Source organism: Legionella hackeliae, assembly GCF_000953655.1.
GTDB lineage: Bacteria > Pseudomonadota > Gammaproteobacteria > Legionellales > Legionellaceae > Tatlockia > Tatlockia hackeliae.
The window spans coordinates 2,033,989-2,057,307 of the sequence record NZ_LN681225.1 but is presented as its reverse complement, the minus strand read 5'-3'; the positions used below and the strand labels follow the sequence as shown (position 1 = coordinate 2,057,307).

The following is a 23,319-nucleotide window of genomic DNA, read 5'->3' as shown; positions in this document are numbered from 1 at the left end:
TATTCTTACATGTTTAGTACAAAATTAATTAAAAATTAACAATAGGCTTAATATACACTTAATAAAAATCTTGTTGGTTACATGTATAATAATTATAACTAACCTTCATTTTAAAAGTATTAATAAATGTTTAGAGCCTTTGAAAATTATCAAAAAAATGTAGTGTTTTTCCACTCTAATTTTTGTCAATTCGAGTTGGCAAAGAAATGTAATATTGCCCGCTCTAATTTTTTAATCGCGTTGACGAATGAAGAAATTTTCTCTAAACGGCTTACTACCCAATTACGACCCGCTGCAGCAGGCATTCCGTATCATATAAGTGCTGAAGAGCCTGAGCAAGTTATTGTTTTTAAAAAAATAATAAATAGTTTATATAATATTGAGAAGATTTTTTCTGAGATAGAGGCATTGAATGTCGATACGCATGTTCCAGGTCATTTGTATAATGCAACTAGTCTTGTTAAAAATCTTTATCATGCAGTTAATCAGGCTTATGAGTTAATTCAATTGGTCAATACAGGTGGAACTGCAATTCAGTCTGTATTTGCTCCTCAATTGGAAAACATGAGAGTCGGCTTTGAGCTTCTTTCAGAACAGCTTCAACAATTCTCAACTAGCCATGGTAGTAATTTAGAGGACACCTTAGGAGAAAAAGCGGCACAAGCAATTAGTTTTCTCCCTACAGAAAGAATGACCAGTGATGATGTTAAGTTTGACAGTTTAACTAAATTTATCCTGGATATCCCTGGATACTTGCATCAACTACAAGCTATTATTCAAACTGAATCTTTATTTCCTGAGGGCGTTAATCCTGCGACATCGAAAAGAGAACAACCACGACTTGAAAGGAATGCAAAAAATCTTGCTAAGCATCTTGAGAAACTCACTGCTAAATCAGGTTTTGCCCAAAATTACCGGTTGTTAAAAGTGCTCAAAAAGCTTGGTAATTATGCAACTGACTTCATCAATACCGGAGCACCGGCGACCAAAGCCGCCTATGAAAAGTCAGTTGAAAAACTAATCCAATTTAAAACAGAGCTTCTCCCTGTTGTCATTGCTGAGTTAGAGTCACTGGAAGAAAATCTTGGTCTTATGCCGGGTAGTCTAACAGAGCCTACATTAAAATCAGCGGAATCGTATTATGAAACCATGGCACAATCTTTAGAAAAGCTGGGTAAGTTTACGGAGAAAATAGACAATGCCGAGTCCTTACTGAATAAATGGTACGTAAAAGCGGGTAGAGCAATTTTATTAAGTGACGATCGGGAAGTGAATCTAGGGCCTGCTGTACAAAAAAAAGAGGATATAGAGCACATTGTCCATGAAAATTTCCTGGAGCAGAGGAAAAGACTACAAATAGGAAGGGCTAATCGGTCACAATTAAAATTAAATGAGTTATCTCATAGCGAAAAAGCTGCCACCGCCTTTTTTGAAAAAATTCAAACACTAGGTACCACATATAATGATTCGTTCGCCAATCTTTCAATAAAAGAGCGACAAGAGCTTGCTCACTTGTATCAACAGTTTCAATCGTATGTCGTTGCTCATGATTCAAATTTAGATAAGGACATTGTCAAATTTCTTAATTTAAATGTTCAAGAAAAAGAACAATTTGAAAAGGGAGATATCTCCTCTGTTTCAGGGGGAATTTACCGCTATTATTCCAAAACGAAAGGTGCATTTAACGCTTTGCGCGCTAAAACAGAGTTTAATAGAGTTTTTGCCGAAAAAGACAAAATTCTGACAATAATGCATCGAGAAAGGGCAACAGAGCAGTACCGATTAACATTAATCGAAGATACTATTTTAGCGTCAGAACGTTCAGCTTATGCCAAGCAAGGAAATAAAACAGTTCTTCTCGAATTCACTCCACCTACTGTTAGCGATACTGTCAGCAAAGACAGCAACCAATCTGCTATGTCGTTTCATCGAGAAGTGCTTGCCATTGAAAACCAATTGGATGAAATTGATCAGGCTATAAGCGCTTTTGCTTACTTTAAGATAAAACTTCAAGGGTTTGGCGATACGCCTCTGATACAATTAAATGAGAAAGAAAAAGAAGAATTGCGGCATCAATATAAAAAATTTCAAAAATATGTGTTCTTTTTAGGTAAAAATAATCCTGATATTTCACAGTTAGACAATCAAATCGTTTTGGCTTTATCAAGCGAAGCCTCTGACGAGGATAACGTATCACAAGATGCACTTGATGCCTCAAGCCTATTAGCGTTCAAAGAACCTATTGAAAGTTTCTTACAACAAGAGCGCACTCAGGCTCTTGGTCAAAAGTTGGTTCTTTTAGGCAGCGAAAAAGCAGCTAGAGCACAACCCAGTTCATTAATTGTGTTAACTCCATCAAAAGACACAAAAAATACATTGTTCGCTCAAATAAAGGAACAAAAATTATCGACAAAAGTTGGTGATTTTCTTCATAAGCAATTAATTCCTTATTTATCAAAAAATATTTCACCTCTAATTCTTCATGAATTGGAACTGCCTCATATAAAACTTCCCTATAAAAATGTTCATCTTTCCGCGGGGCATTTGGCTTTATATAAAAACTTACTTAATGCTTTTTATTATTTGCAACAGGGGTTGGTTGAGTTTGAGAAAAAAGCTGATCAAAAAGAACTTGATTCTACATTTTCTCGAGTTTTATTTTTGAAACATCTAGGTATGAAGGTCGGTGCTCCAATTTACCAAACAGTAATTGCTATCAATGCGCTTAAAGGAAATCCACACCTTACTGAAGTTTTGGAACAAGGTTTAAATCTTACTGAACCTCTCAAAAAAATTCCATTTCTTAAGACTTATTTTGATGCAACAAAAGGGTCTAAAAAACCTTCCCCTTTCAGCCTTAAAAGTCGCATGAATGAGTTTAATAATGGCCTGGCAAAATTACAAATAGATCTAATTAATTTAGTGCAAGTAACATCCATTCAAAAGTTACCTGAACAATATGAAAAGCTAAAAAAAGATTTCTTGGCAGAATGGAAAGATAGATTTACGACAATAGAGTATTTATGTGACTTGGACGATGACTCTCTGAGCACCCGTTTAAAAGAGATACTCGATGACTCTGGAAATGCTGTCGCTGAACAAAGAGAAAAACTAGACACCCTTTTTGGCGGAAATGATCCCAACTGGTCAGAAATTAGCTTAATTTATTCAGAGCTCGAAAAAGAGTCAGAAAAAATTCAGGGTGATGAATTAATTTCCACCAGCAAAGAAAAAATTCAAACATTGTATTTACAATTATTACCTCATTTGACAAGACTTGGAATTGCAGATTTCCCAGATGATTTTATTGATAAAGTTAAAAATACAGCGGAGTTGCAGCAAGCAATAGGGAAATTATTCGAGACGGAGAAATATTTTGATTATTCTGGTGCTTTTGGTGAGCTTCAGGATATTTTTTATTTTGAGTTTGATAAGAATTATGGTGATTTGGAACTGCAAAGAAAGATAAAAATCAATTATTTGCTAATACAGCCTTATTTGCAGATGCTAGATTCATCTTACACTTCTGAATTTTTCTCTAAACTAAATACACACTCAGAATTTGAATCGGCACTTAAAAAAATTGTACTGCATGATAGAAAAAAAATCACTGATTTTATAAGCAATCAAAAACTTACAAACTGCTACTCTATATTACTTTCAACGACTCATAAATTACAACGATTTAGTAATGACTCGAATGCCAAAGTTTCTAAATATATTGCTGAACAAAAAGAGAGTAATGCTGCTGATAAGCTACCAAAAGAAGGTGAAAAATCTGCTAGGAAACCTGAAAAAGGAAAGTTGATTAGGCGACTAGTCACAGAGCTATATGATTTAGAAAAAAAACTAACAGACATGCGAGTAACTAAATCAGTCAACCCATTAAATTCTGCGTTTGAAATTTTTGAGGAGCATGGCGCACCAATCCAAGAACCAATGAATTGGCATGAAGAAATTGAGGGGATTGTTAGTTCTATTACGGAGTTAGATTTTAAGTCAGCTAAAATAGCCAAACTTCTAGATTCCTTTAAAAAATTAAATGCCATTTTAAATAACATCGGTGTCGAAGGACACGAGTTATTTGTAGAAAGATTAAAAGAAATTCGTTCAAATTTTAACATTGCACTGGTCATTGAAGCCGATGAAACTGAAGTTAACCTTTGTTTAAGAGCAGGGACTTTATCCGAGCCAGTTCGTCAGAAATTTGATAAATTTTATGGAAAGATTGTCAGAGAAATTTTGAAGGATGAGATACTTGTCGCAGATTGCTTAGCGGATGCCACGCTGACAGAAAAAAGAATTGAAAATGAACAAAAAAGACTAAGTAAATTACAAACTAAAAGTACTCGCAAAGATCTTGTAGAGAAAATAGCAGGTGGAGAAAACTTATTTTTCGTCGAGATAAATTCTATTTATTACGGTATTGAGGACATAGATCTTTGGGGCAATCCCAAGGACATTGATGTACTAAAAGCCAAATATCAAGCATTAATTCCCTATATAGAGCGTGAAATTATTACAGTTGAATCCATTGCTGTAATTAATAGCAAAAAAGATTTCCGAGATGTATTGGAAAAAATACAAAACAGAATCCAGGTAAATCGTAATAATTTGATAAAAACTCATCCTTCCAGAGAGGCGCCATTAGATCATTTGTCATCTGCTGTTTCTATTTTATTGCAGCAAGTTAATGAGGGAAATCTTGAGAGTGAATTGAATCCTGAGCTTAAAGAAAGATTAATTGATTTGTTAAATTCAAACGCAATGTTATCTACAGTATTTACGAATAAATTAAGTCTACCTAAGGTTAATTGGAGTAGCTTTGTATCTATAGATGAGGCAAGAAATAGTTTATCCATGTTTGAAGACATTCTAACAAGCAAAGATGAATATTCACCCACTTCGGAGATTGATCATATTTATTATGGCATTAGATTTTTGGATGTAAACAATGAGAAACAGGTCAGGATATTAAAAGAAAAATACAATCGTCTTCTTCCTTATATTAATAAAGAAAATATTACTGTTGAATTGGTGAGCTCTACCTTTGACCGTGCTTCTTTAGCTAGTCATCTTGATAAAATTCAGCGGCGAATCATTACTAAGTACCATGAGTTAAGTAAAGATAATCCTCAGAAGGCGAAAAGCTTAAGTACTCTTTATGAAGAAATTTCTGCATTACATACAGAGCTTGATGACGATCAAAATTTTGTAGATTTAAGAAAAATAAAATTAATCGAATTGGTCGAAAAATATAGTGTATTGGTGCCTGAAATTTTCTCCAGTGAGATAGTGATTCCGAATAATCAGTTAGATTCTAAACAAGAAATTATTTCATTTAAGATGAAGCTGATACAGATTGGAAAATTATTTTCTAAGGGTAGGGTTGGTGTTTTCGAAAAATTACAATCTCTTGAAGAGGGATTAGAAACGAACGCAAATTTGTTTGAAGATAAGTTTGCCAGACAATTGTTGCTTGAATGTTATCGGGATGTTGTCCCTCAATTAATCTTAATTACAAAACAACAATCACTTTATTATGATATTTATCTGAAAAAATTAGAATCAATAGGTTCAAAGGATGATTTTTTAAATGCTTTTAATACTCTAATTAGTCATAAAGCTGCGTTAAACGAACAAATTTTAATCGCAAGTAAAACTGATGAAATTTCTATCGCATTAACCCATTCCAGAATAAGAGGATTTGAAGAAAGACTTATTGATGAACAAAAACAACTTAAAGAAATAAAATTCCAGAAATGTTTGAAGCTTGATGTTGTCAGTGTATTCAATGAATATCTTGGCTTCTATTCACCTGTCTTCCATCAACACATAATTCCAATTTTTACAGAACAAAAAGACAAAATTTTAGGCCGTATAACATCTGCTGATTATATTGAAGAAAAATTGATGGAACAGATTGCTATGGAGATTGATGAAAATAGACCTCCAATGCAAAAATATAAGTCACTTACACCCATACTTGAGGACAATGCACTGCAACATCTTCGAGAGGTTTATAAAAAATTGCATTTTTGCAATGAGTTTGCTGTCAAAGTGAAATTGCCAAAACAAAAGGCTCTTTTAACAAAGGAATTAAGAGAAAAAAATCCAGTTGCTCAACAGAAGTTAGATTTTATGAATGCTCATGAGCAGAATCTTATTAGTGAGATTGAAAATAAATCAATTGAAGAAATTCGCGAATATATGCACACTTTTCACAGAAAACTTAAAGCATATGATGATTTGATGGTGGTTTTTTCGCTTATTGATAAACTTGATAATGGGATAAGAAAACAAGTGGCGCCTCTATTACCGCCGGTTTATGTAAATCCTGCCTACTATGAGGAGCTTTTAACGCTTAGAGCAAGACTTGATGCTCCTGATTATCAGTATGCAAAAGAGGACGCAGATATTTTCGAAAATTATTACAAGGCAATGCAACCAATACTTGAAAAGCGGAATAGTAGATACACGATTGACTATTTTCAAATAGACAATCTTGAGGGACTTAAGAAAGGCGTTGCTGAGCTAACCCCTGACTTAAGTCCTGAAAGTAAAGAGTTCCTTACACAAATTGATACAGTCACCACGATTAAAGGTATTATCACTCGCAAAGAAACAGGTATTGCAGAGCGAAAAATAGCTACTCAATATTTCTTTTCACAATATGTTGAGCCAGCTTTTTCTCTAGCGAGCGTAGCTGCCTGGATTAAAGATTTAATTATGGAAATAAAAAACTTTTTTGCAGGTAATGAATCTTATTTTAATGTGAAGGAAATTAATTACTTTTTTAAAGACCGAATACGTGACATTAAACCTAAACTTGATCCTCAAGATGAGGAAGGGGAACACATCGCTCAAAGAAACAATTAATTTATTTTGGCTGGAAATCAGAATCATATCCTGCCAAAATATGTCAGTGGTCCCTATTCTCCAGGAAATATAAGTGTCTCGCAGTGAACGCCTTTTCGAATTAATTCAACTTTTACGCCGTCATCGCTACTCAGTAAGTGGTGCAAAACTCGCTGAAGAGCTGGGTATAAGTTTGCGGACGCTTTATAGAGACATAGCAAGTCTACAAGCACAAGGTGCACATATTGAGGGTGAACCTGGTGTGGGTTATTTGCTACGTCCAGGATTCATGTTACCACCACTGATGTTTTCTGAAGAAGAAATAGAAGCTTTGGTGCTTGGTGTCCGTTGGGTTTCAAAACGAGCTGACAGTAAATTAGGCTTAGCTGCTCAGAATGCATTGAGTAAAATTACGGCTGTATTACCCAATGATTTGCGTCATCAAGTTGAGATGACCACTTTATTGATTGGACCAAGCACTCTCATCTCTACAGGAGACAAAGATCTTGCCTTGATTCGTCAAGCCGTTCGTTGTGAATACAAGCTTCAAATTACTTATACCGATGCAGAAGATAATGAGACTGAGCGCTTGATTTGGCCTTTTGCGCTTGGATTTTTTGAGTCCGTTCGTATTATTATTGCATGGTGCGAGTTACGTGGAGAGTTTCGTCACTTCAGAGTAGACAGAATACAAAAATTAACGCGCTCAAGTGAGCGTTATCCTGAGCAAAAACAACAGCTTTTTAAAAAATGGCAGGAAAAAGAAGGAATTACGGTCGAACAATAACTGCTGACAAGATCTGGCAGCATGTTGCTTTAAGATTACTCCGGGCTGAAGCAGTTATTCCACTAATTGTTTCAGAGTGACTGTAATTATATGGAGAATCAAAAATGTTTAATCCTAATTGTGTTATTTTTTATGTGAACAATCCTGCCGCAAGTTCCAATTTTTACAAAAAATTATTAAATCAAGAGCCAGTAGAATCATCCCCAACGTTTGCTATGTTTTCCTTAAAGCCTGAATTGAAACTTGGATTATGGTCTAAACCTCAAGTTGAACCAGTAGCAACACTTACAGGGGGAGGTACAGAGCTTGGTATTTCGGTTGACTCTATTGAAACTCTTAAAGCCATGCATAAAAGCTGGTTACAACAAGATGTAATTATTGTGCAGGAGCCCGTGCAAATGGACTTTGGTTTCACATTTGTGGCTCAAGATCCAGATGGTCATCGTATTCGTGTTTATAAGCCGCACTCTTAATTCTCCACTTATCTAGAATGAATATCGACGTGGTAAAAACTATTGTCATAGTATCTTCTATGAATGCTATGACAATGGTGTATTATTTCCAGTTCTATCTATTCGATGATGTTATGCGAGATAATAGCGTCATTGCAACGAAGTGAAGCAATACATAGATTCAGACTTGAGATTGCTTCGTAACGAATAACTTAAGGACGATGCATGAAAGATTTTTTCTTAGGAGTTTATTATTTCTTCTTAGGGTTTAAAAATCTGACACAAAAAGGTTTGAAAGCGTTTGTAATATTACCCATTATTTTCAATCTTCTAATTTATATTGCCCTTGCTTATATTGGTTATCATTACTTGTCACCTATCGTTCACCATTACGTCAGTAAACTTCCTGAATGGCTTAGCTTTCTTAGTGGTTTTTTTACCGTGCTCTTCTTTATCTTGTTTATATTATTTTTCTTAACTACTTTTTCTGTGCTAGCCAATATTTGCGCTGCTCCCTTTAATGGTTTATTAGCAGAGCGTGCCCAAAAATTATTAATGAAAGATGTCATTCCAGAGCGAGCTTTTCTGAGTGTTGTGCTACAAACAATAAAACGTCAGGGGCAATTTATTCGTTACTATATCCCTCGCTTACTTTTAATGTGTTTATTATTTTTTATCCCCCCATTGCATCCATTGTTGCCATTTCTATGGTTTTTATTTAATGCCTGGGTATTAAGTATTCAGTATCAAGATTTTGCAATGGACAATAATCTTATTGATTTCAAAGCAATGCGGACAATAATTAATCATAGTAAGGCATTATCCTTTGGATTTGGTATGACTATTAGCAGTTTGAGTTTTATTCCTTTCCTGAATCTTATTATCATGCCCGCCGCTGTTGTAGGTGGTGTTTTTCTATTTTATGACAACAAACATAAGTCTAATTATCTGTCGAATTTATTGTCTCACTCTCAAAAATTAAAAGAATAATATTCTAAAATTAGACAAAAATCTAAAATTATAATATAGTAAACATATAGTTTGAAAAAAGAGATCCTCATGAAAACTTCTACTCAAGTATCCTTAATGGTTCCTAATGAAGTGGCATGGAAAGCTCTGAAAAATGTAATTGAGCGCTTTAATTTTACCAAGGATGAAGCCCTTCGATTAATGGGAGATATGCCTGTTTCTTCTTATTACAAAGGCATAAAAAAACTGGATGGTAATCTAACTCGAGATGAAAAAGAACGCATTTCTTTGCTATTAGGAATTTATAAAAACTTACGGATTTTATTTGTTGATAGTAGCCAGGCAATGTCATGGATTAATAGAGAAAATACCTTACCTCCCTTTAATGGGATTACCCCCAGAAGTTATTTAATGGAAGGGAGTTTAATGAGGTTGGCTGAAGTAAGACGATTTTTAGATTTTTGGAGAGGTTATTAAAAGGATGTTTAATTATATCGATTATAAAGAAAAAACTCATCGACTTATTCCATCTCGTTATCCACCAGTTTCATTGTTTGACTGGGCAGAATCTAAAGAAGAACTTGAGCAAATTGCCTATCTGGAGGGATTAACCAATGATCGCTTAACTACAGAATATGGGCAAATTTCACTGGTCGCAAAAGAAGATTGGATAGGCGGAGCGGGTTCAACGCCTTTAATGGCAGCATTCACGCATTTTGGCTTTTCACGGTTTAGTGATGGTAGTGCTTATGGAGTCTATTATGCCGGCGATTCTATCAAAACAGCCATTGCAGAGACTAAATTTCATCGGGAACGTTTCTTAGCTGCATCAAATGAGCCTCCTTGTATTGTGCAAATGAGGGAATACACAGCGTTTATCACCAAAAATTTGATCAATCTTTGTGATGATGCTTATAAAGAATATTTAGAGCCAGAAGTAAGCTCCTATCATAAAAGCCAGGAGCTAGGGCGTGAAATAAAGCGTCGAAATGAATGGGGTATAATTTACCCGAGCGTCAGAAATACTTCTTCGGATGCTCGTTGTATGGGAATTTTTCGACCTCCTGCTTTAACAATTCCTACACAGGCTGCCCATTATGATTATATTTGGGATGGCCAGATAATTTCAGAAATAAGAAAATCAATTAATATCAAATAGATAATCAATACAACGAAAAGAAAAAAAAACAGACCTCTTTAAAACTGCTAAACTTATATAGAACTTTTCATTTTTTTACAGGAGTTTTGTCAGGGTAGGCACGTTAAGTTGTCTATTTGAATGGAATCAAATGGAGATATGATGATGAAAACGATAATATTAAGCTTATGCTCATTGTTTCTTTTTGTATTTAGCATTGCTTCCTTTGCAGATAAAGTCGTAATTAGTGGTAGTCCAGTGGTATTAGAACAACGCGGTGAGCTTTATTATGCACCGGAAACATATACCTCAACTACAAGCTATCATTACGTTACATTGGGAGGCGCAAATAAAGTTTGTTTTGCTGAAGCACAACCCAATCTAGCTTCTTTAAACACACAAGTAATTGATGTTGAATTAGGTGGTAAAAAAGTTCAATGGACTTGTTATCCTTATGATGAAACTTACTTTAGTGTAAGTCCTTAATCGCAAACGTCAGTAATAGCGGGTTTTTCCCGCTATTATTTTTTCTGCTATTTACAAGCCATTTGAAAGATGATTAATCAAAAAGGTACTAAAGTTTTAATAACCTGTAAATTTAGCTACTCCATTGATTAAAAAATAAGTATAGTTATTTTCGTTAGGAAACATTTATTAGTATTTGTAATCATGGAGAAAAAAATGACATTTACTATGCCCGCCCTGGATGTATTAATAGAAACATCCCAAAATTTAAACGCTGCCTATGAAGAAGAGCGCTTATCTATGGATAAGAACCGATTTTTGTCATCACTAAGAAGTTTGACTAAAAATCCGGTACGACTGAGTGATATCACTTTCGTTGCGAACTTAGGCGGAAATATTTCTAACAACCAAGAAAACTACAATATTCTTCGTTTGGCTTTCAAAGATAATAATCCTTCTAATGATGACATAAATAATTTTTTAAGAAGAGCTTTGACTGGGGCCTTTATCTTGTATTTAAGTCAAATTAATGATGATTATCTGTTTGAAGGGTCTGTTAAAGAACGATCAGCAATGGCTAAATTAACCTGTAATTTATTGGCTATCGAAAGATTCAGTGATATTCCTAAAGATGAGCAGAAGGCTTGTCTACAATCTTTGAGAAATTATCTCAATGTAATTACTAATCATAACCATCGCATTAAGTGGCATCCAGCTAAAACAAATAGATCATTAATGCAGGATATTGTTGAGGAACAGAAAATCTTGGGAGTTACTTCACAAACTCAATTGGCAGCTAAAGCTAGTATGTAATAATTCCTCCTATTCTATTCCGCGCTCTTTGGCGCGGATTTATCCGATGTAATGAAAAAATAACCCTGGCATCGGAATGCAGGATTACAATAAAAAAATATAAACGATGAAGCGGTGCATGCATTAGCTGATAAAATTCATTTGTATGAAGATGCACTTGCGACAAGAGAGCATCTGCAAACATGGGAAGTATTGTTAAAGTCACAACAGCCAGTAAGAAACAATTTGAAAAACGCATTAAATATGCAAAAGGAACTCCTCAAAACCGAATGTCTATGGAAGAGATAGAGTCTAAATTTAAAAATTGTGTGTCGCCTGTGATGAGTGATGAAACCGCAAAAGCATTATTAGAAAGAATTAAAAATTTCCCGAATTTGAAAAACAGTGAAGAGATTACTGATTTGTGGGCTGTAGAGTAGTGAGAGATCTCAGGAGAAGAATATGAGTAATACGGCGGTTATTGTCATTGATTTTATCAACGACATAGCCCATCAAAATGGCAAGATAGCTGCTGCTGCCTCATTCATCAATAGTAATCGCATCATTGAAAATACAAACAAGTTGATCGCAATAGCAAGAGAAAAAAATTTCTTGTTGCTTTTTGTTAAAGTTGCATTTTCTCAAGATTATCAAGAGTGCCCTGAGGATTCTCCGGTATTTGGCAAAATTAAAGAGTTAAAAGCACTACAATTGGGTACATGGGGCGCTGAATTTCATGAAAAGCTGGCAACTTTACCTGACGATATCGTTATTGTTAAACATCGAGTCAGTGCTTTTTATGGGACTCCTCTAGAGATTTATTTACGCACTAACCACATTGAGACTGTATTACTTAGTGGGGTTGCCACCAACATGACGATTACCTCGACGGCACGCGAAGCCCATGATCGTGATTATAAAGTAGTAATTCTTGAGGATGCGTGTGCTGCGGCAACTGAGGAGATACAGAAAAATAGTTTGGAACTGCTTTCCCGTGTTGCACGAATAATCAATCTGGAACAGCTAAAAAAAGAGTTATGATGCTGTATTAGGCTATGCTTATAAAAGGAGACGTAATCTAGGGAGTGGGAATGGCAACGATTGTAGGAATCCAGGAAAGATTCGAAGACGCACTCTATCAGTTATGTGAGCTGGATTATGACGTTGTTGAAGCGTATGAGACTGCCATTAACCGTATTGATAGTGAAACTTATAGGAGTAGGCTTAAAGAGTTTAAAAATAATCACCATAGGCATATCAGAGATATTTCAAATTTGCTTAGAAAACATAAAGCCACGGTTCCAGTAGGCCCCAGTGCCAAACAATTCCTGGTTCAGGGAAAAGTGGTTTTTGCCAATCTTTTTGGGGATGAGGCTATTCTTCAAGCCATGCTTTTAAATGAAAGAGAGCTTAACACGGCTTATGAGCGCTTAAATTGTCACGAAACGAAATGGAAAGATGCGGTTACTGTTTTAACACGTGGGCTAGGCAATGAAAGAAGGCATCAACATTGGCTTGAGACTATGTTAGAACAATAACAAGGCTGACTCATTTTTTTGCGTAAATAACGATAGATAGTAAAACTAACCCCATGCCTACACATTGCCAGACAGTTAATTGCTCACCAAGAATAATCCACGCAAGGATAACGGTAGCTAGAGGCATGACAGCTGTCGAAAGCGAAGCCATAATTCCATCAACTAACTGACAGCCAAAATACCAGAATACATAAAATAAACCTGAGCTTAATCCTAGAAGAAACAAGATCCACCAGGCTGAAAGATCCAGATGCGGAATACCAAAATAATAATAAATTCCTGTGGGTATTAGCAGGAGTGCGTTGATTCCATTCATCAGTGCTGAGGTAATGAACACCGGTAGACGGTTAGGACTTATTTTACACAAAACATAATAGGCTGCTTCAGGTAAAAGTGAGAAAAGGATAATACTATCGCCTATAAAGGAATGGACTGTATGTACACCTTGTAATTTATCATAGGCAATAATTGCTAAGCCTAATGTGGCAAAAAGAATACAAAAACCTTGTTTACCTGCAATTTTCTCTTTCAGAATAATCCAGGACATAATAGCAATAATAGCAGGCAGTGTACTGGTAATAATCCCAGCTATATTGGCATCCGTATAATGCAATCCTAAAAGCATCAAACAATTAAATAAAACGCCTGCTGAAAGAGCTTGGGCAAAAATGAAATACCAATCCTTACGGCTAAGTTGCGTGAAATAATAGCGAAGAGAGTGTTGCCTTGCAGGACTCATCCAGTGCAAGGGAAATAATATTAATGTTGCTAGCGTAAAGCGCATCATCAATAAGAAAGACAGGGGTATGGACACGAGAAGAATTTTGGAAGATACGATATTAATTCCAACCATAATTTGAGCGAGGATTAAAAATAATAATCCTTTTGACCCATTTTCATTTTTTAACATGCCAAAACTCCAGAGTCATTATCTTGAAAATCTAGAGCAATTTTAACAGGGATAATTTAATAATGATTATCCTCAACACGCACATTCTTTGCAGCAAGCGTCAAATTTCGCCATTGCGAGGGTGAGATAGCAAAACTTTGCTGAAAACGTCGGCTAAATGCGGATAAATTTTCATAGCCAATTTGATAAGCAATATCTTCTATAGACAAATCGCTATTGCGAAGCAAATATTGAGCATACTCTAATCTTTTCATCCGCCAATATTGTGCCACGGAAAAACCGGTATTCTGTTTAAAACGTCGCTGAAGTTGACTCTTACTGATATGACACTGTTTTGCCAAGTGACCGATATCGATAGGTGTAGCAAGATGTTGCTCAATCCAGAGTTTTACCTGAATAACGCAACGATCGGGTGTTGTTAATTCAGAGGTAAGAAGATTGATTAAGAGTTGATAAAGAAGGGAGTCTGTCTGAGGATTTGAGTGGCTACCCAAGTAGCTATGAGCAAAAGCAAGATAATTTTTCAGCGGGGCATTTAATTGCATAAAGGAAGGCATGTGATGACAATTCCAATTTGCAGAAGTATTTAAGAAATCTACCACTAAGAATAGATTATCTTCGCCACTGGCAAAGCAATGTTGTGTATTTGAATGAATATAAGCCCCTGTCGCTTCGTTTACAATTCCGGATTTACCACCAATCTCCAGTTCAAGTTGGCCTCTAAGGGGTAATACCAATTGCGCAAAATCATGGCTATGAGTGTGTGTCTCGCTTGTATATGAGCGTAAAGATAGAGAATTTGACATGAAGCTTCGAACGAGTTTCTTCTAACTGGGTATAGTTTAACACAATTGGAAGAGAAGAAGCATAAACTGCTAGGTTTTGATTTATTAAATAATTCCATTTTCAATTTAAGAGAGGTCTGCGGGGCTAGCCCTATTTTTCTCTGCGTTAATTTTTGACATTATTGTTTGGATATTTGAACGTGTTTCTTTATTAGAATTAAGAGTATCCATCCTATGGCAATTGCTTTTTCTGCGGGTAATAAGTCCTCATTTATGATTTTGAAATAAAAGCTAATTAGTAATTTTTTTTTACTAGGATATTGTTCTAGCATTAAAAAGCCCTGATATATATTTTGCAAGCTTGCTAGCATTTGATTTTTTATAGGTAATTCATCATTTGAGTTAGGCTTTGAATAAAAGTCAATTAAATTTGGTATCATGCCCACGCTTGCGACAAAACCTAATTTATCCAGTAGGGAAGTTCTTTTATTACTGTCTAGAGTGGGATTCTCTATTAGTTGAAGATATTTCGAAGACCGTTTGTGCAAAGGCACCGAGCATTGTCGCATAGGGTCTTAAATAATCGCGTGAAAATGCCCATTAGCCCACACGCAGAAAAGAAAAATCGCTGATCAGTTTTAAATCACCAGCCGGAGCTGAGAATTTCCTGGCTTTGATGGGAAAAACCAGGAATATCCTCGCAATCGTCGTTGGGGGCTCTACCAAATCCGCACTACAGCAACGAATCCAATTTCACAGGACTAAAGAAATTTGGCAATCAGCTGCATCACAGATTCTTTGCGCCTAAAATTTAACAACCAGTCTTTCTTGCCTTCACAAAGTTAACTTGAAGATGCCCTCCATGCCCAAATACTGATTATCTCTACAGTATACCTCTATATCTTTTCGGGGTCTTTGGTAGCACGTGCGGCAATTCAATATATAAATCTTAGTGTAGCTCACAAGATAACTTGACGATGCCTGACAAAGCCCCATTATCTTCCATAGGCCCGGCTTTACTTTTGAATATTGATTGCCCTATTAAGTTAGTTGGATTGTCATTTTTATCGATGTTTTCTGAATCAAATTCGATATTTGTGCCTGGCAAATATCCTTTTGTCATGAGGTGCTCGAAATTATCAAACCCCTTTGCAATATGATCCACCAACTCATCAGGCGACACACCTGGAATTAAAAATGGTTCAGAAAGTATACACAAAGGAAGATTGTTTTTGGCTAAAAGAAAATTTAACAGTTGTTGGGATAATCGCAAATTACCATCACTAAAGGGATGCATTAAAACAAAATCATGAGAAAAAGTCGCACATGCTTTTATAACTTCTCTTACAGAGGTAGCACTGCTAATGTTAGCGCGATAATCATTGATTAATTCAAGTAATTGTTCCTCAATTTGACTAAATGCTGTGTGTATCTGTAGTTCAATTGAATTAAAAGAATCCGAAGTTATAAGGACAAAGTGGCGCTTTTTAATTTTTTGTTTTTCTACCCAATCTGATAGGTTATAATACCCTGCCAGTGAGCATTCATACTTTACCTTCATACTAAATCGCACAGACTCCTTTCTAAATTCACCTGGAGTTATAGGTAGCTTTCTTCCGGCTTGGGGTAGTGTTACACCTTCCAAAGCTAGCTTATGCATTTCTTTTATAAAATCCACAGATAAATCGGCATCTTTATTAAACATTGCACGAATCATCTTGACCATCGCTGAAACAGAACCAGGCTCTCTCTTATTCCATGCGGCTATAGGATCGCCTTTTTCTTTCTGATGTCTGGGATCGATAAAATAGCGAGCTAAAGTTTCATCTGAAATATCGAGTAGCTGTTGCTTTTTATTAGATGAATATTTACTCACAAGGGTTGTAAATTCTGGTGATGATAGTGCAGTTTCTCCTGTTGTTTGCTTATTTTCCTGCATTAAACACTGTTCTGTGGATTTCTGCTGTTCCATCTGCTCATCAGCCACAGATAGTAAATGGTCTGTTTCAAGGGCCTTCGTTTTTTGAGGAAAAGTTCTAGCTATTTCAAGCAATTTTATTGCTTCGCTAAAGTTGCCTGTTGCAAAATTAAGCCAGCTTTTTAATAGATGAAAGTAAAAAAAGGTATGGTCTTCTTTAGCTTCATAACGCTCAGGAATTTTCATTTCTCGTTGATTCAATTCATCCAATAAATTTCTGACTGCTTGCTGGCCTTTTTTTTCTAGAATAAAGGTTTGATTGTCTCTTTGTATATTTAAAAATAGATAATTAAGTTGAATGCATAATGACCGATAATCATTGCTCTCTATCATATCTTTTTGACTTAATCTAGATGTTAAATCAGATATGGACTCATATAACCGCTCCATAGTCAGAGCATTGTGAGTAATAGAAGTGAATTTAGAAGTAACTGAGGAAAACTCAGATTTTAACAATTTATTAAACATATAACATCCCATTTGAATAATCATGGGTCACATTATAAATAATTTAATCAATATAGGCAAAATTTAATGCGATTTAATGTAATGAGCCAGTCTTAGAGTTTTCCAGGGCATCGTCAAGTTAACTTTTACTGGAGCAAAAGATGAAAGCCGGAATTTTAAACGTAAAGAAGCTGTCTTGCAGCCTATTGCCAAATTTCTTTAGCATTCTGAAACTCGGCTCGTTGCCTTGATGCCGATTAATGTAACGACCAACCGCTATGGCGAAGGAACTTCTGGTTTTCCCCATGAGCGCCAAGACAGCTTGAGCACTGACGGGTAATTTGAGCGAATGAGGCATTTTTCTTTTCTTCGAGTCGGTTGATGCGCATTCTCGGCGCGGTTATTGAGCCTTTTAGACCTCTGGCAGGGATCCTTGTAAAAAAGGGTCAATGTAGGGACTCTAACAGTTTGAAATTTTCTGAGACAAAACCCTTTGGGGTATTGTGGGCGAAGGCAACGAGACGGGGACATCCTATCTTAAAATCAATAACTAACCTGTTTGTAATAAAAAAGGTACCGGCCTGTTGTAAAAGGTGAAAAATTTATTTACAAAACAATTGCCTATTGATCTAATCCTTCCTTTTTAACGCCGATCAAGATGCAAGGTAGATTTAATCCCAAGAAAAATAATGATGACTATTTTAATTTCCCTGTAATAAACGTTTTAATCTATTCATTAGCTTTTACATACCTAGGCTTATCTCTTTGGTGGTCATCGACATACTTTTGTGCGTAATTCGCTTTATAAGTCCAATAACCTAACCGAGTGCGAATAAATGTTACATTTCGATTAAGCTCTCTACTAATCGTCGATTATGTACCCCTATTTCATCGGCTATCTGTTGCTGGGTATAACCTGCATGCACAAAAGCTTGTATCTTGCACCGCTTAAGATAGTCCAAACGCTTATAACTCATTAAAGAACTCCTGTATTAAGACAGTAGCAAGTTTACTGCTTATTCTGTTTTTTTATATACAAAAGTTGCACTAATCAGTTGAATCTAAGTGAATTACCCTCTGAGGCATTGAAAGTTAGTACGGAGTACAGTTTCTTCGTGGAGAAAAGAGTTTTTTATCTGTATGCGGAAGTTTTTGAGCATAAATTCGCTGTATATGGCTGTACAGTTCTACTAAAAATTTACTTTATTTTCTTTAGTATTTAATTTCATTAAGCCCAATCCAATACAGGAATTAATATAATTAAACTCCGACATTAATTTGTGGACATAATTATCTTATTAGATAGAGAGGAGCGAGTCATTTAGAAAAGCATAATTTATTACCAAAAAAATGACTCTTTACAAACTTCTTTCTCTCCGTATGAGCTGAATACCGAAGGTGTGATAGAGGTAGCTAATTTATTCTTTAATACCTTCGGTGATTCCATTATTCCTTGCATTGTTCTAGGGACCTGGAAGTCGGGTTATGTGAAGGATACTATCCGGCCTTGGCTGATAACATTCAAGCGCATTACGCTGCTCACATACAAGGGGGCCTCCTATAACATCGCCGGTTAAATCAATTCCTGATATGTTCAAATTTAAAACACAAGATTGAAGAAAAGCTAATGTAAAAGGATTGGAGCAAAAATTAGCGTTACCAGAGGTAACCTGACTGATTCCGGTTATTGGGGTCATTGCGAGAGTGTGGGTTCTTTGACTTACATTAGTAATTACGTATTGAATATTAAATACATTACCGCGAATGGGTCGAATAGAGATAGTGGTTCTTGTTAATGGCGTAAAATTCCAGGGTGCTACTCTGGCATTTAATGGAAAGATAAAAAAATATATACATATGATCAAAAAAAATTGACGAAAGTTGAAAATTTTATTCATGCGCTATCCTTATTGATATAAAAATAATTTACTATCATACCTAAATATAAATCCGAATCCGAGGACTGTTTAATCATCAAAATCCGAACCTCGTATTCGTAAAGGATATTTCATCAAAACAGACTTTGAGCTCTTTGACACTTAAGTAGTTTCAGAATGACTTGAAGTCGGATTGCTCGATAGATGGTTAACTTAGTCAGCCTTCAAGCCATGCTTTTAAATGAAAGAGAGCTTAACACGGCTTATGAGCGCTTAAATTGTCACGAAACGAAATGGAAAGATGCGGTTACTGTTTTAACACGTGGGCTAGGCAATGAAAGAAGGCATCAACATTGGCTTGAGACTATCTTAGAACAATAACAAGGCTGACTCATTTTTTTGCGTAAATAACGATAGATAGTAAAACTAACCCCATGCCTACACATTGCCAGACAGTTAATTGCTCACCAAGAATAATCCACGCAAGGATGACGGTAGCTAGAGGCATGACAGCTGTCGAACAATATTGTGCCACGGAAAAACCGGTATTCTGTTTAAAACGTCGCTGAAGTTGACTCTTACTGATATGACACTGTTTTGCCAAGTGACCGATATCGATAGGTGTAGCAAGATGTTGCTCAATCCAGAGTTTTACCTGAATAACGCAACGATCGGGTGTTGTTAATTCAGAGGTAAGAAGATTGATTAAGAGTTGATAAAGAAGGGAGTCTGTCTGAGGATTTGAGTGGCTACCCAAGTAGCTATGAGCAAAAGCAAGATAATTTTTCAGCGGGGCATTTAATTGCATAAAGGAAGGCATGTGATGACAATTCCAATTTGCAGAAGTATTTAAGAAATCTACCACTAAGAATAGATTATCTTCGCCACTGGCAAAGCAATGTTGTGTATTTGAATGAATATAAGCCCCTGTCGCTTCGTTTACAATTCCGGATTTACCACCAATCTCCAGTTCAAGTTGGCCTCTAAGGGGTAATACCAATTGCGCAAAATCATGGCTATGAGTGTGTGTCTCGCTTGTATATGAGCGTAAAGATAGAGAATTTGACATGAAGCTTCGAACGAGTTTCTTCTAACTGGGTATAGTTTAACACAATTGGAAGAGAAGAAGCATAAACTGCTAGGTTTGATCAATAATTTGACAGTCGCCGCATTTCTTCTATACTTTAAGTGTAGGTTGAATGAGGATCTCACGAGAGGGGATCTACATTGAACCTTTCCACCCTCGGGTGGATTTTTTTTACCTGCCTTTCCTATTGTGCCTCGCAATTGTGCAGTATTACTTCTAAAATGGTCATTGTGAATTGCATTGACGCGACCAATATATTTACTGTTATAAAGATAAAATTGAAATCAAGAGATGGATATGTAATTGTTGTTATTGGACAAATGATCCTCAGGGAGAAAGTATGAGTGCCAATGAACTACTGGCTGAAATCGGGAAAGTCATCAAGTCTTACGATTGGACTAAAGAAGTCCGTTTAAATTGGTTACGGGATTTCGGAAGAAACCTTGTTTTTTTTCAGAATTCTAGCCATGCTTTAGAATTTGACAGATTAAGTCGAGAAGAGTCCCAAGGTCCTAGAGGGATTAATGCCATCAATAGATTTCTTAATGGAACTTTCTCTGACACGCAAAAAATTTCTGGTATTAAAAAAATTTTGCAAGAGAGAGGTTATGAGGGCGAAAATAAAGGGAACAGTTGGAAAAGAACTGATAATACACACGCAGTTTATGCGCAACTAGCAGAAATGATCGCTAATTTTGAAAATAAGGAATCTTGCTATATCCCAATCTTACTCTAATTTCTGTAAAATTGCATTAATTTAGCATGGAGGGCTTATTATGCGGTATGTGAATATGGGAGAGATTAAAAAATATGCCAGGGATGTTCAAGCAGCCTGTGAGCGAACCGGGGTTGCAGCTAGATTCCCAGCAGACACATGGGAAGGTAATGCGGCTTATGTGGTAGAAGCTCAACAAGAACTCTCTGCTCAGCCTACCAAACAAAATTTCGAAAAATACGCTCAAGCAATCTTTTTAGCGGCTGGCTGGCTTAAGGAGGATGTGGGTAGCGATAGAACAAGAGAACAGGCATTTTTAACGCCATATATTGTATCGCTGCAAGCAGGAGTTAATCATTTTCTTAATATAAATATTCCTGCTCCAAAGCGTGTCGTTTACGATCCGGAGGATAAGCTAACTCCTGCTGCGCAAATCTTTTTTAGGAGCCAGGTTTTTAAACAACTGTTAGCCTATAGAGATTTCCTCAAAAATGGCAGGAACAACCATTTTTTTGGTTTACTTCATTTCAAGAAGGATTACGACGTTTTAAATGAGCTAATTAATGCTCTAAATGCCCAAAAATCGATAGAAGGAATTCAAGCTGTGTTTGAAGACTTTTATCATGAGCAGGTTCAAAATGGTTACACCAGGTATGACTCTATCAATAGAGGCCAGGACATTTTAAATTATATCCTCAGATTATTTGGTATTAAAGAAAAAACCAGTACTGCATTGTTAGAGGAACTTAGTCACTATGCGGAAAATACTACGGAATACAGGTCTGAAAACGAGAGGCAATTAACTTCTTCCACAGTCTAATTACCGTTTTTGGAAAGAATCATTCGTAGCTAATATTGCATTGATAAATCCCGGTACAGGCACCGGGATTTGAGCTGAAGTCTTCGTTAGGCAAAACCAGATAATACTATTTTGCCTCTTGACTGATGGCTTTCAAGCAGTTGATGCGCTTTGCGCAAATTATGTGCATTAATGGTGCCAAAATTTTCATTAAATGTTGTTTTAATGATTTCCTTATCAACCAGATGCGCAATTTCATTCAGTATATTATGTTGTTTAATCATATCTGGAGTTTTAAACATTGAACGGGTGTACATCATTTCCCAATGAATGGAAATACTCTTTAATTTAAAGAGGCGAATATTTAAATATTCAGGATCATCGATTAATGCAAATTTGGATTGAGGTTTTAAGCATTTGATCAACTCTTCTACGTGGTCATCGGTATGTGTCAGGCTGATAACATAATCTACTTCATGTATTCCAAGATGCACCAATTGCTCATGCATGGGTTTACTATGGTCAATGGCATAGTGAGCCCCTTGATTTAATATCCATTGTTTGGATTCTTCCCGTGAGGCAGTACCGATAATGGTTAACGAGGTAAGCTGACGGGCTAATTGAACTAAAATAGAGCCAACGCCTCCAGCTGCCCCCGTGATTAAAAGACTGGATTTTTCACTTGCAGTGATGCAAAGACGGTCAAAAAGTAACTCCCAGGCTGTCAGTGAAGTCAGCGGTAACGCTGCTGCTTTTTCAAAGGATAAACTTTTAGGTTTTAATCCAACAATGCGCTCATCAACCAAATGAAACTCACTATTGCAACCCGCGCGCGTTATGTCCCCTGCATACCATACTTCATCACCTGGTTTAAACGAGGTTACTTGCTCACCAACAGCTTTAACAACTCCAGCAGCATCCCAACCGAGCACACGGTATGCACCGGGTTGTGCTTCTTCTCTTTGTCTGACTTTGTAATCTACCGGATTTACTGCAATGGCTTTTACTTCAACCAACAAATCTCGCCCTGTGGCAGTGGGGGTTGGGAGTTCAATATCCATTAATGAATTAGGATCTTCAATAGGCAGTGATTTGTTGTATCCTATAGCCTTCATATCTTTTCCTTAAGTGATGCGATTTTGGTAAATCATTTTATACCATCTATCAAGGTTCTGCACTGGATTGCTTTGCACTACGCGCAAAAAGGGTATTGGGATTATTGTGGATTGTAGGCTGAAGCGTAGGTTAGACCTAAGGCCCAACAATTATCTATTCTTTTAATTTTTCTAAATTAGCATTGACCCGTTTAATAAACTGATTAAATTGTTCTTTTTCTTCTTTGCTAAACCCAGCTAAAGCAACTTTGTTCAGATTGGCGGCACAATTGTCCATATCTTTTTTAGCATCAAGTGCTTTTTCGGTTAGATGAACCAAAAAAACACGCCTGTCAGTTTCTGAAGCTTTTCTATAAATAAAACCATCACGTTCCATTCGATCAAGTGTCCTGACCGCAGTTGGTTGTTCGATTCCAATCTGTTTACACATTTGTGCTTGAGTAAGCCCATTTTGTTTAAAAAGTTCTAATAAAAAGGAGGTATAAGCATGAGTAATATTATAAGGTTTTAATAATTCATTGGCCTTTTTGATAAGTAGGCGATTGGCTTTTTTTAGTAAACTTGAGGTTAACATGTTTTATCTCTAATTACATAATTTGCTAATATA

The 23,319-nt window shown here is 36.1% G+C and carries 22 protein-coding genes and 1 pseudogene; 14 read left to right on the top strand and 9 right to left on the bottom strand.

The genetic code is table 11. The features are described 5' to 3' along the window. Window positions 1–126 precede the first annotated feature (126 nt). The 11 genes from LHA_RS09190 (at window position 127) to LHA_RS09140 (ending at window position 12,999) form a co-directional block, all read left to right on the top strand. Complete coding sequence (locus tag LHA_RS09190; protein ID WP_045106283.1) at window positions 127–6,879, top strand: hypothetical protein; 6,753 nt, start codon at window positions 127–129, stop codon at window positions 6,877–6,879. Between the two features lie 73 nt (window positions 6,880–6,952). Continuing rightward, window positions 6,953–7,645 carry a helix-turn-helix transcriptional regulator gene (locus LHA_RS09185; RefSeq protein ID WP_045106282.1) on the top strand — a complete coding sequence of 231 codons (693 nt, stop codon included), beginning with the start codon at window positions 6,953–6,955 and terminating at the stop codon, window positions 7,643–7,645. Between the two features lie 104 nt (window positions 7,646–7,749). After that, complete coding sequence (locus tag LHA_RS09180; RefSeq protein ID WP_045106281.1) at window positions 7,750–8,118, top strand: VOC family protein; 369 nt, start codon at window positions 7,750–7,752, stop codon at window positions 8,116–8,118. A gap of 204 nt (window positions 8,119–8,322) precedes the next feature. After that, entirely contained in the window at window positions 8,323–9,087 is a 765-nt protein-coding gene (cysZ, locus tag LHA_RS09175) for a sulfate transporter CysZ (protein WP_045106280.1), read from the top strand. Window positions 9,088–9,156: 69 nt separating this feature from the next. Beyond that, window positions 9,157–9,543, top strand: a complete 387-nt coding sequence (locus tag LHA_RS09170; protein ID WP_045106279.1) for an antitoxin Xre-like helix-turn-helix domain-containing protein — start codon at window positions 9,157–9,159, stop codon at window positions 9,541–9,543. A gap of 4 nt (window positions 9,544–9,547) precedes the next feature. Further along, complete coding sequence (locus LHA_RS09165; RefSeq protein ID WP_045106278.1) at window positions 9,548–10,225, top strand: RES family NAD+ phosphorylase; 678 nt, start codon at window positions 9,548–9,550, stop codon at window positions 10,223–10,225. Between the two features lie 141 nt (window positions 10,226–10,366). Next, window positions 10,367–10,690: a hypothetical protein gene (locus tag LHA_RS09160; protein WP_231861893.1), complete on the top strand. Its 324-nt coding sequence runs from the start codon at window positions 10,367–10,369 to the stop codon at window positions 10,688–10,690. A 195-nt stretch (window positions 10,691–10,885) separates the two neighbouring features. Continuing rightward, complete coding sequence (locus tag LHA_RS09155) at window positions 10,886–11,482, top strand: hypothetical protein (RefSeq protein WP_045106277.1); 597 nt, start codon at window positions 10,886–10,888, stop codon at window positions 11,480–11,482. A 182-nt stretch (window positions 11,483–11,664) separates the two neighbouring features. Beyond that, on the top strand, window positions 11,665–11,901 hold the full coding sequence (locus tag LHA_RS09150; RefSeq protein WP_045106276.1) for an MmgE/PrpD family protein: 237 nt from the start codon (window positions 11,665–11,667) through the stop codon (window positions 11,899–11,901). Between the two features lie 22 nt (window positions 11,902–11,923). Beyond that, the gene (locus LHA_RS09145) at window positions 11,924–12,502 is read left to right on the top strand and encodes a cysteine hydrolase family protein (protein ID WP_045106275.1); all 579 of its coding nucleotides are present in this window, start codon (window positions 11,924–11,926) and stop codon (window positions 12,500–12,502) included. 50 nt (window positions 12,503–12,552) lie between these two features. Continuing rightward, the gene (locus LHA_RS09140) at window positions 12,553–12,999 is read left to right on the top strand and encodes a ferritin-like domain-containing protein (RefSeq protein ID WP_045106274.1); all 447 of its coding nucleotides are present in this window, start codon (window positions 12,553–12,555) and stop codon (window positions 12,997–12,999) included. Between the two features lie 10 nt (window positions 13,000–13,009). On the opposite strand, the gene LHA_RS09135 is transcribed toward LHA_RS09140, so the two are convergent. From LHA_RS09135 to LHA_RS09110, 6 genes and pseudogenes are all read right to left on the bottom strand, one after another. Then, window positions 13,010–13,909 carry a DMT family transporter gene (locus LHA_RS09135; protein ID WP_045106273.1) on the bottom strand — a complete coding sequence of 300 codons (900 nt, stop codon included), beginning with the start codon at window positions 13,907–13,909 and terminating at the stop codon, window positions 13,010–13,012. A gap of 56 nt (window positions 13,910–13,965) precedes the next feature. After that, complete coding sequence (locus LHA_RS09130; RefSeq protein WP_045106272.1) at window positions 13,966–14,715, bottom strand: helix-turn-helix domain-containing protein; 750 nt, start codon at window positions 14,713–14,715, stop codon at window positions 13,966–13,968. 158 nt (window positions 14,716–14,873) lie between these two features. After that, a complete protein-coding gene (locus tag LHA_RS09125) occupies window positions 14,874–15,134 on the bottom strand; it encodes a hypothetical protein (RefSeq protein WP_147292335.1) in 261 nt (86 codons plus the stop codon). 509 nt (window positions 15,135–15,643) lie between these two features. Next, window positions 15,644–17,140: a Fic family protein gene (locus LHA_RS09120; RefSeq protein WP_045106270.1), complete on the bottom strand. Its 1,497-nt coding sequence runs from the start codon at window positions 17,138–17,140 to the stop codon at window positions 15,644–15,646. Window positions 17,141–17,851: 711 nt separating this feature from the next. Further along, window positions 17,852–18,096 (bottom strand): annotated as a pseudogene (locus tag LHA_RS17725) (helix-turn-helix domain-containing protein); the annotation flags it as partial. A 486-nt stretch (window positions 18,097–18,582) separates the two neighbouring features. Further along, window positions 18,583–19,017 carry a hypothetical protein gene (locus LHA_RS09110; RefSeq protein ID WP_045106268.1) on the bottom strand — a complete coding sequence of 145 codons (435 nt, stop codon included), beginning with the start codon at window positions 19,015–19,017 and terminating at the stop codon, window positions 18,583–18,585. A 183-nt stretch (window positions 19,018–19,200) separates the two neighbouring features. Between LHA_RS09110 and LHA_RS17065 the strand changes: the two genes are divergently transcribed. Further along, window positions 19,201–19,377: a hypothetical protein gene (locus LHA_RS17065; protein ID WP_172480789.1), complete on the top strand. Its 177-nt coding sequence runs from the start codon at window positions 19,201–19,203 to the stop codon at window positions 19,375–19,377. Between the two features lie 10 nt (window positions 19,378–19,387). On the opposite strand, the gene LHA_RS17665 is transcribed toward LHA_RS17065, so the two are convergent. Then, the gene (locus LHA_RS17665) at window positions 19,388–20,065 is read right to left on the bottom strand and encodes an AraC family transcriptional regulator (protein WP_052673656.1); all 678 of its coding nucleotides are present in this window, start codon (window positions 20,063–20,065) and stop codon (window positions 19,388–19,390) included. Window positions 20,066–20,423: 358 nt separating this feature from the next. On the opposite strand from LHA_RS17665, the gene LHA_RS09100 reads away from it, so the two are divergent. Further along, window positions 20,424–20,819, top strand: a complete 396-nt coding sequence (locus tag LHA_RS09100) for a hypothetical protein (protein WP_045106267.1) — start codon at window positions 20,424–20,426, stop codon at window positions 20,817–20,819. Window positions 20,820–20,859: 40 nt separating this feature from the next. Further along, window positions 20,860–21,618 (top strand): hypothetical protein, encoded by a 759-nt coding sequence (locus tag LHA_RS09095; protein WP_045106266.1) that lies wholly within the window; start codon window positions 20,860–20,862, stop codon window positions 21,616–21,618. An 86-nt stretch (window positions 21,619–21,704) separates the two neighbouring features. Here the strand turns inward: LHA_RS09095 and LHA_RS09090 are convergent, their stop codons facing one another. Together LHA_RS09090 and LHA_RS09085 are read right to left on the bottom strand one after the other, a co-directional pair. Continuing rightward, complete coding sequence (locus tag LHA_RS09090; protein ID WP_045106265.1) at window positions 21,705–22,712, bottom strand: zinc-binding alcohol dehydrogenase family protein; 1,008 nt, start codon at window positions 22,710–22,712, stop codon at window positions 21,705–21,707. Between the two features lie 154 nt (window positions 22,713–22,866). Beyond that, a complete protein-coding gene (locus LHA_RS09085; RefSeq protein ID WP_045106264.1) occupies window positions 22,867–23,286 on the bottom strand; it encodes a MarR family winged helix-turn-helix transcriptional regulator in 420 nt (139 codons plus the stop codon). Between the last annotated feature and the right edge of the window lie 33 nt (window positions 23,287–23,319).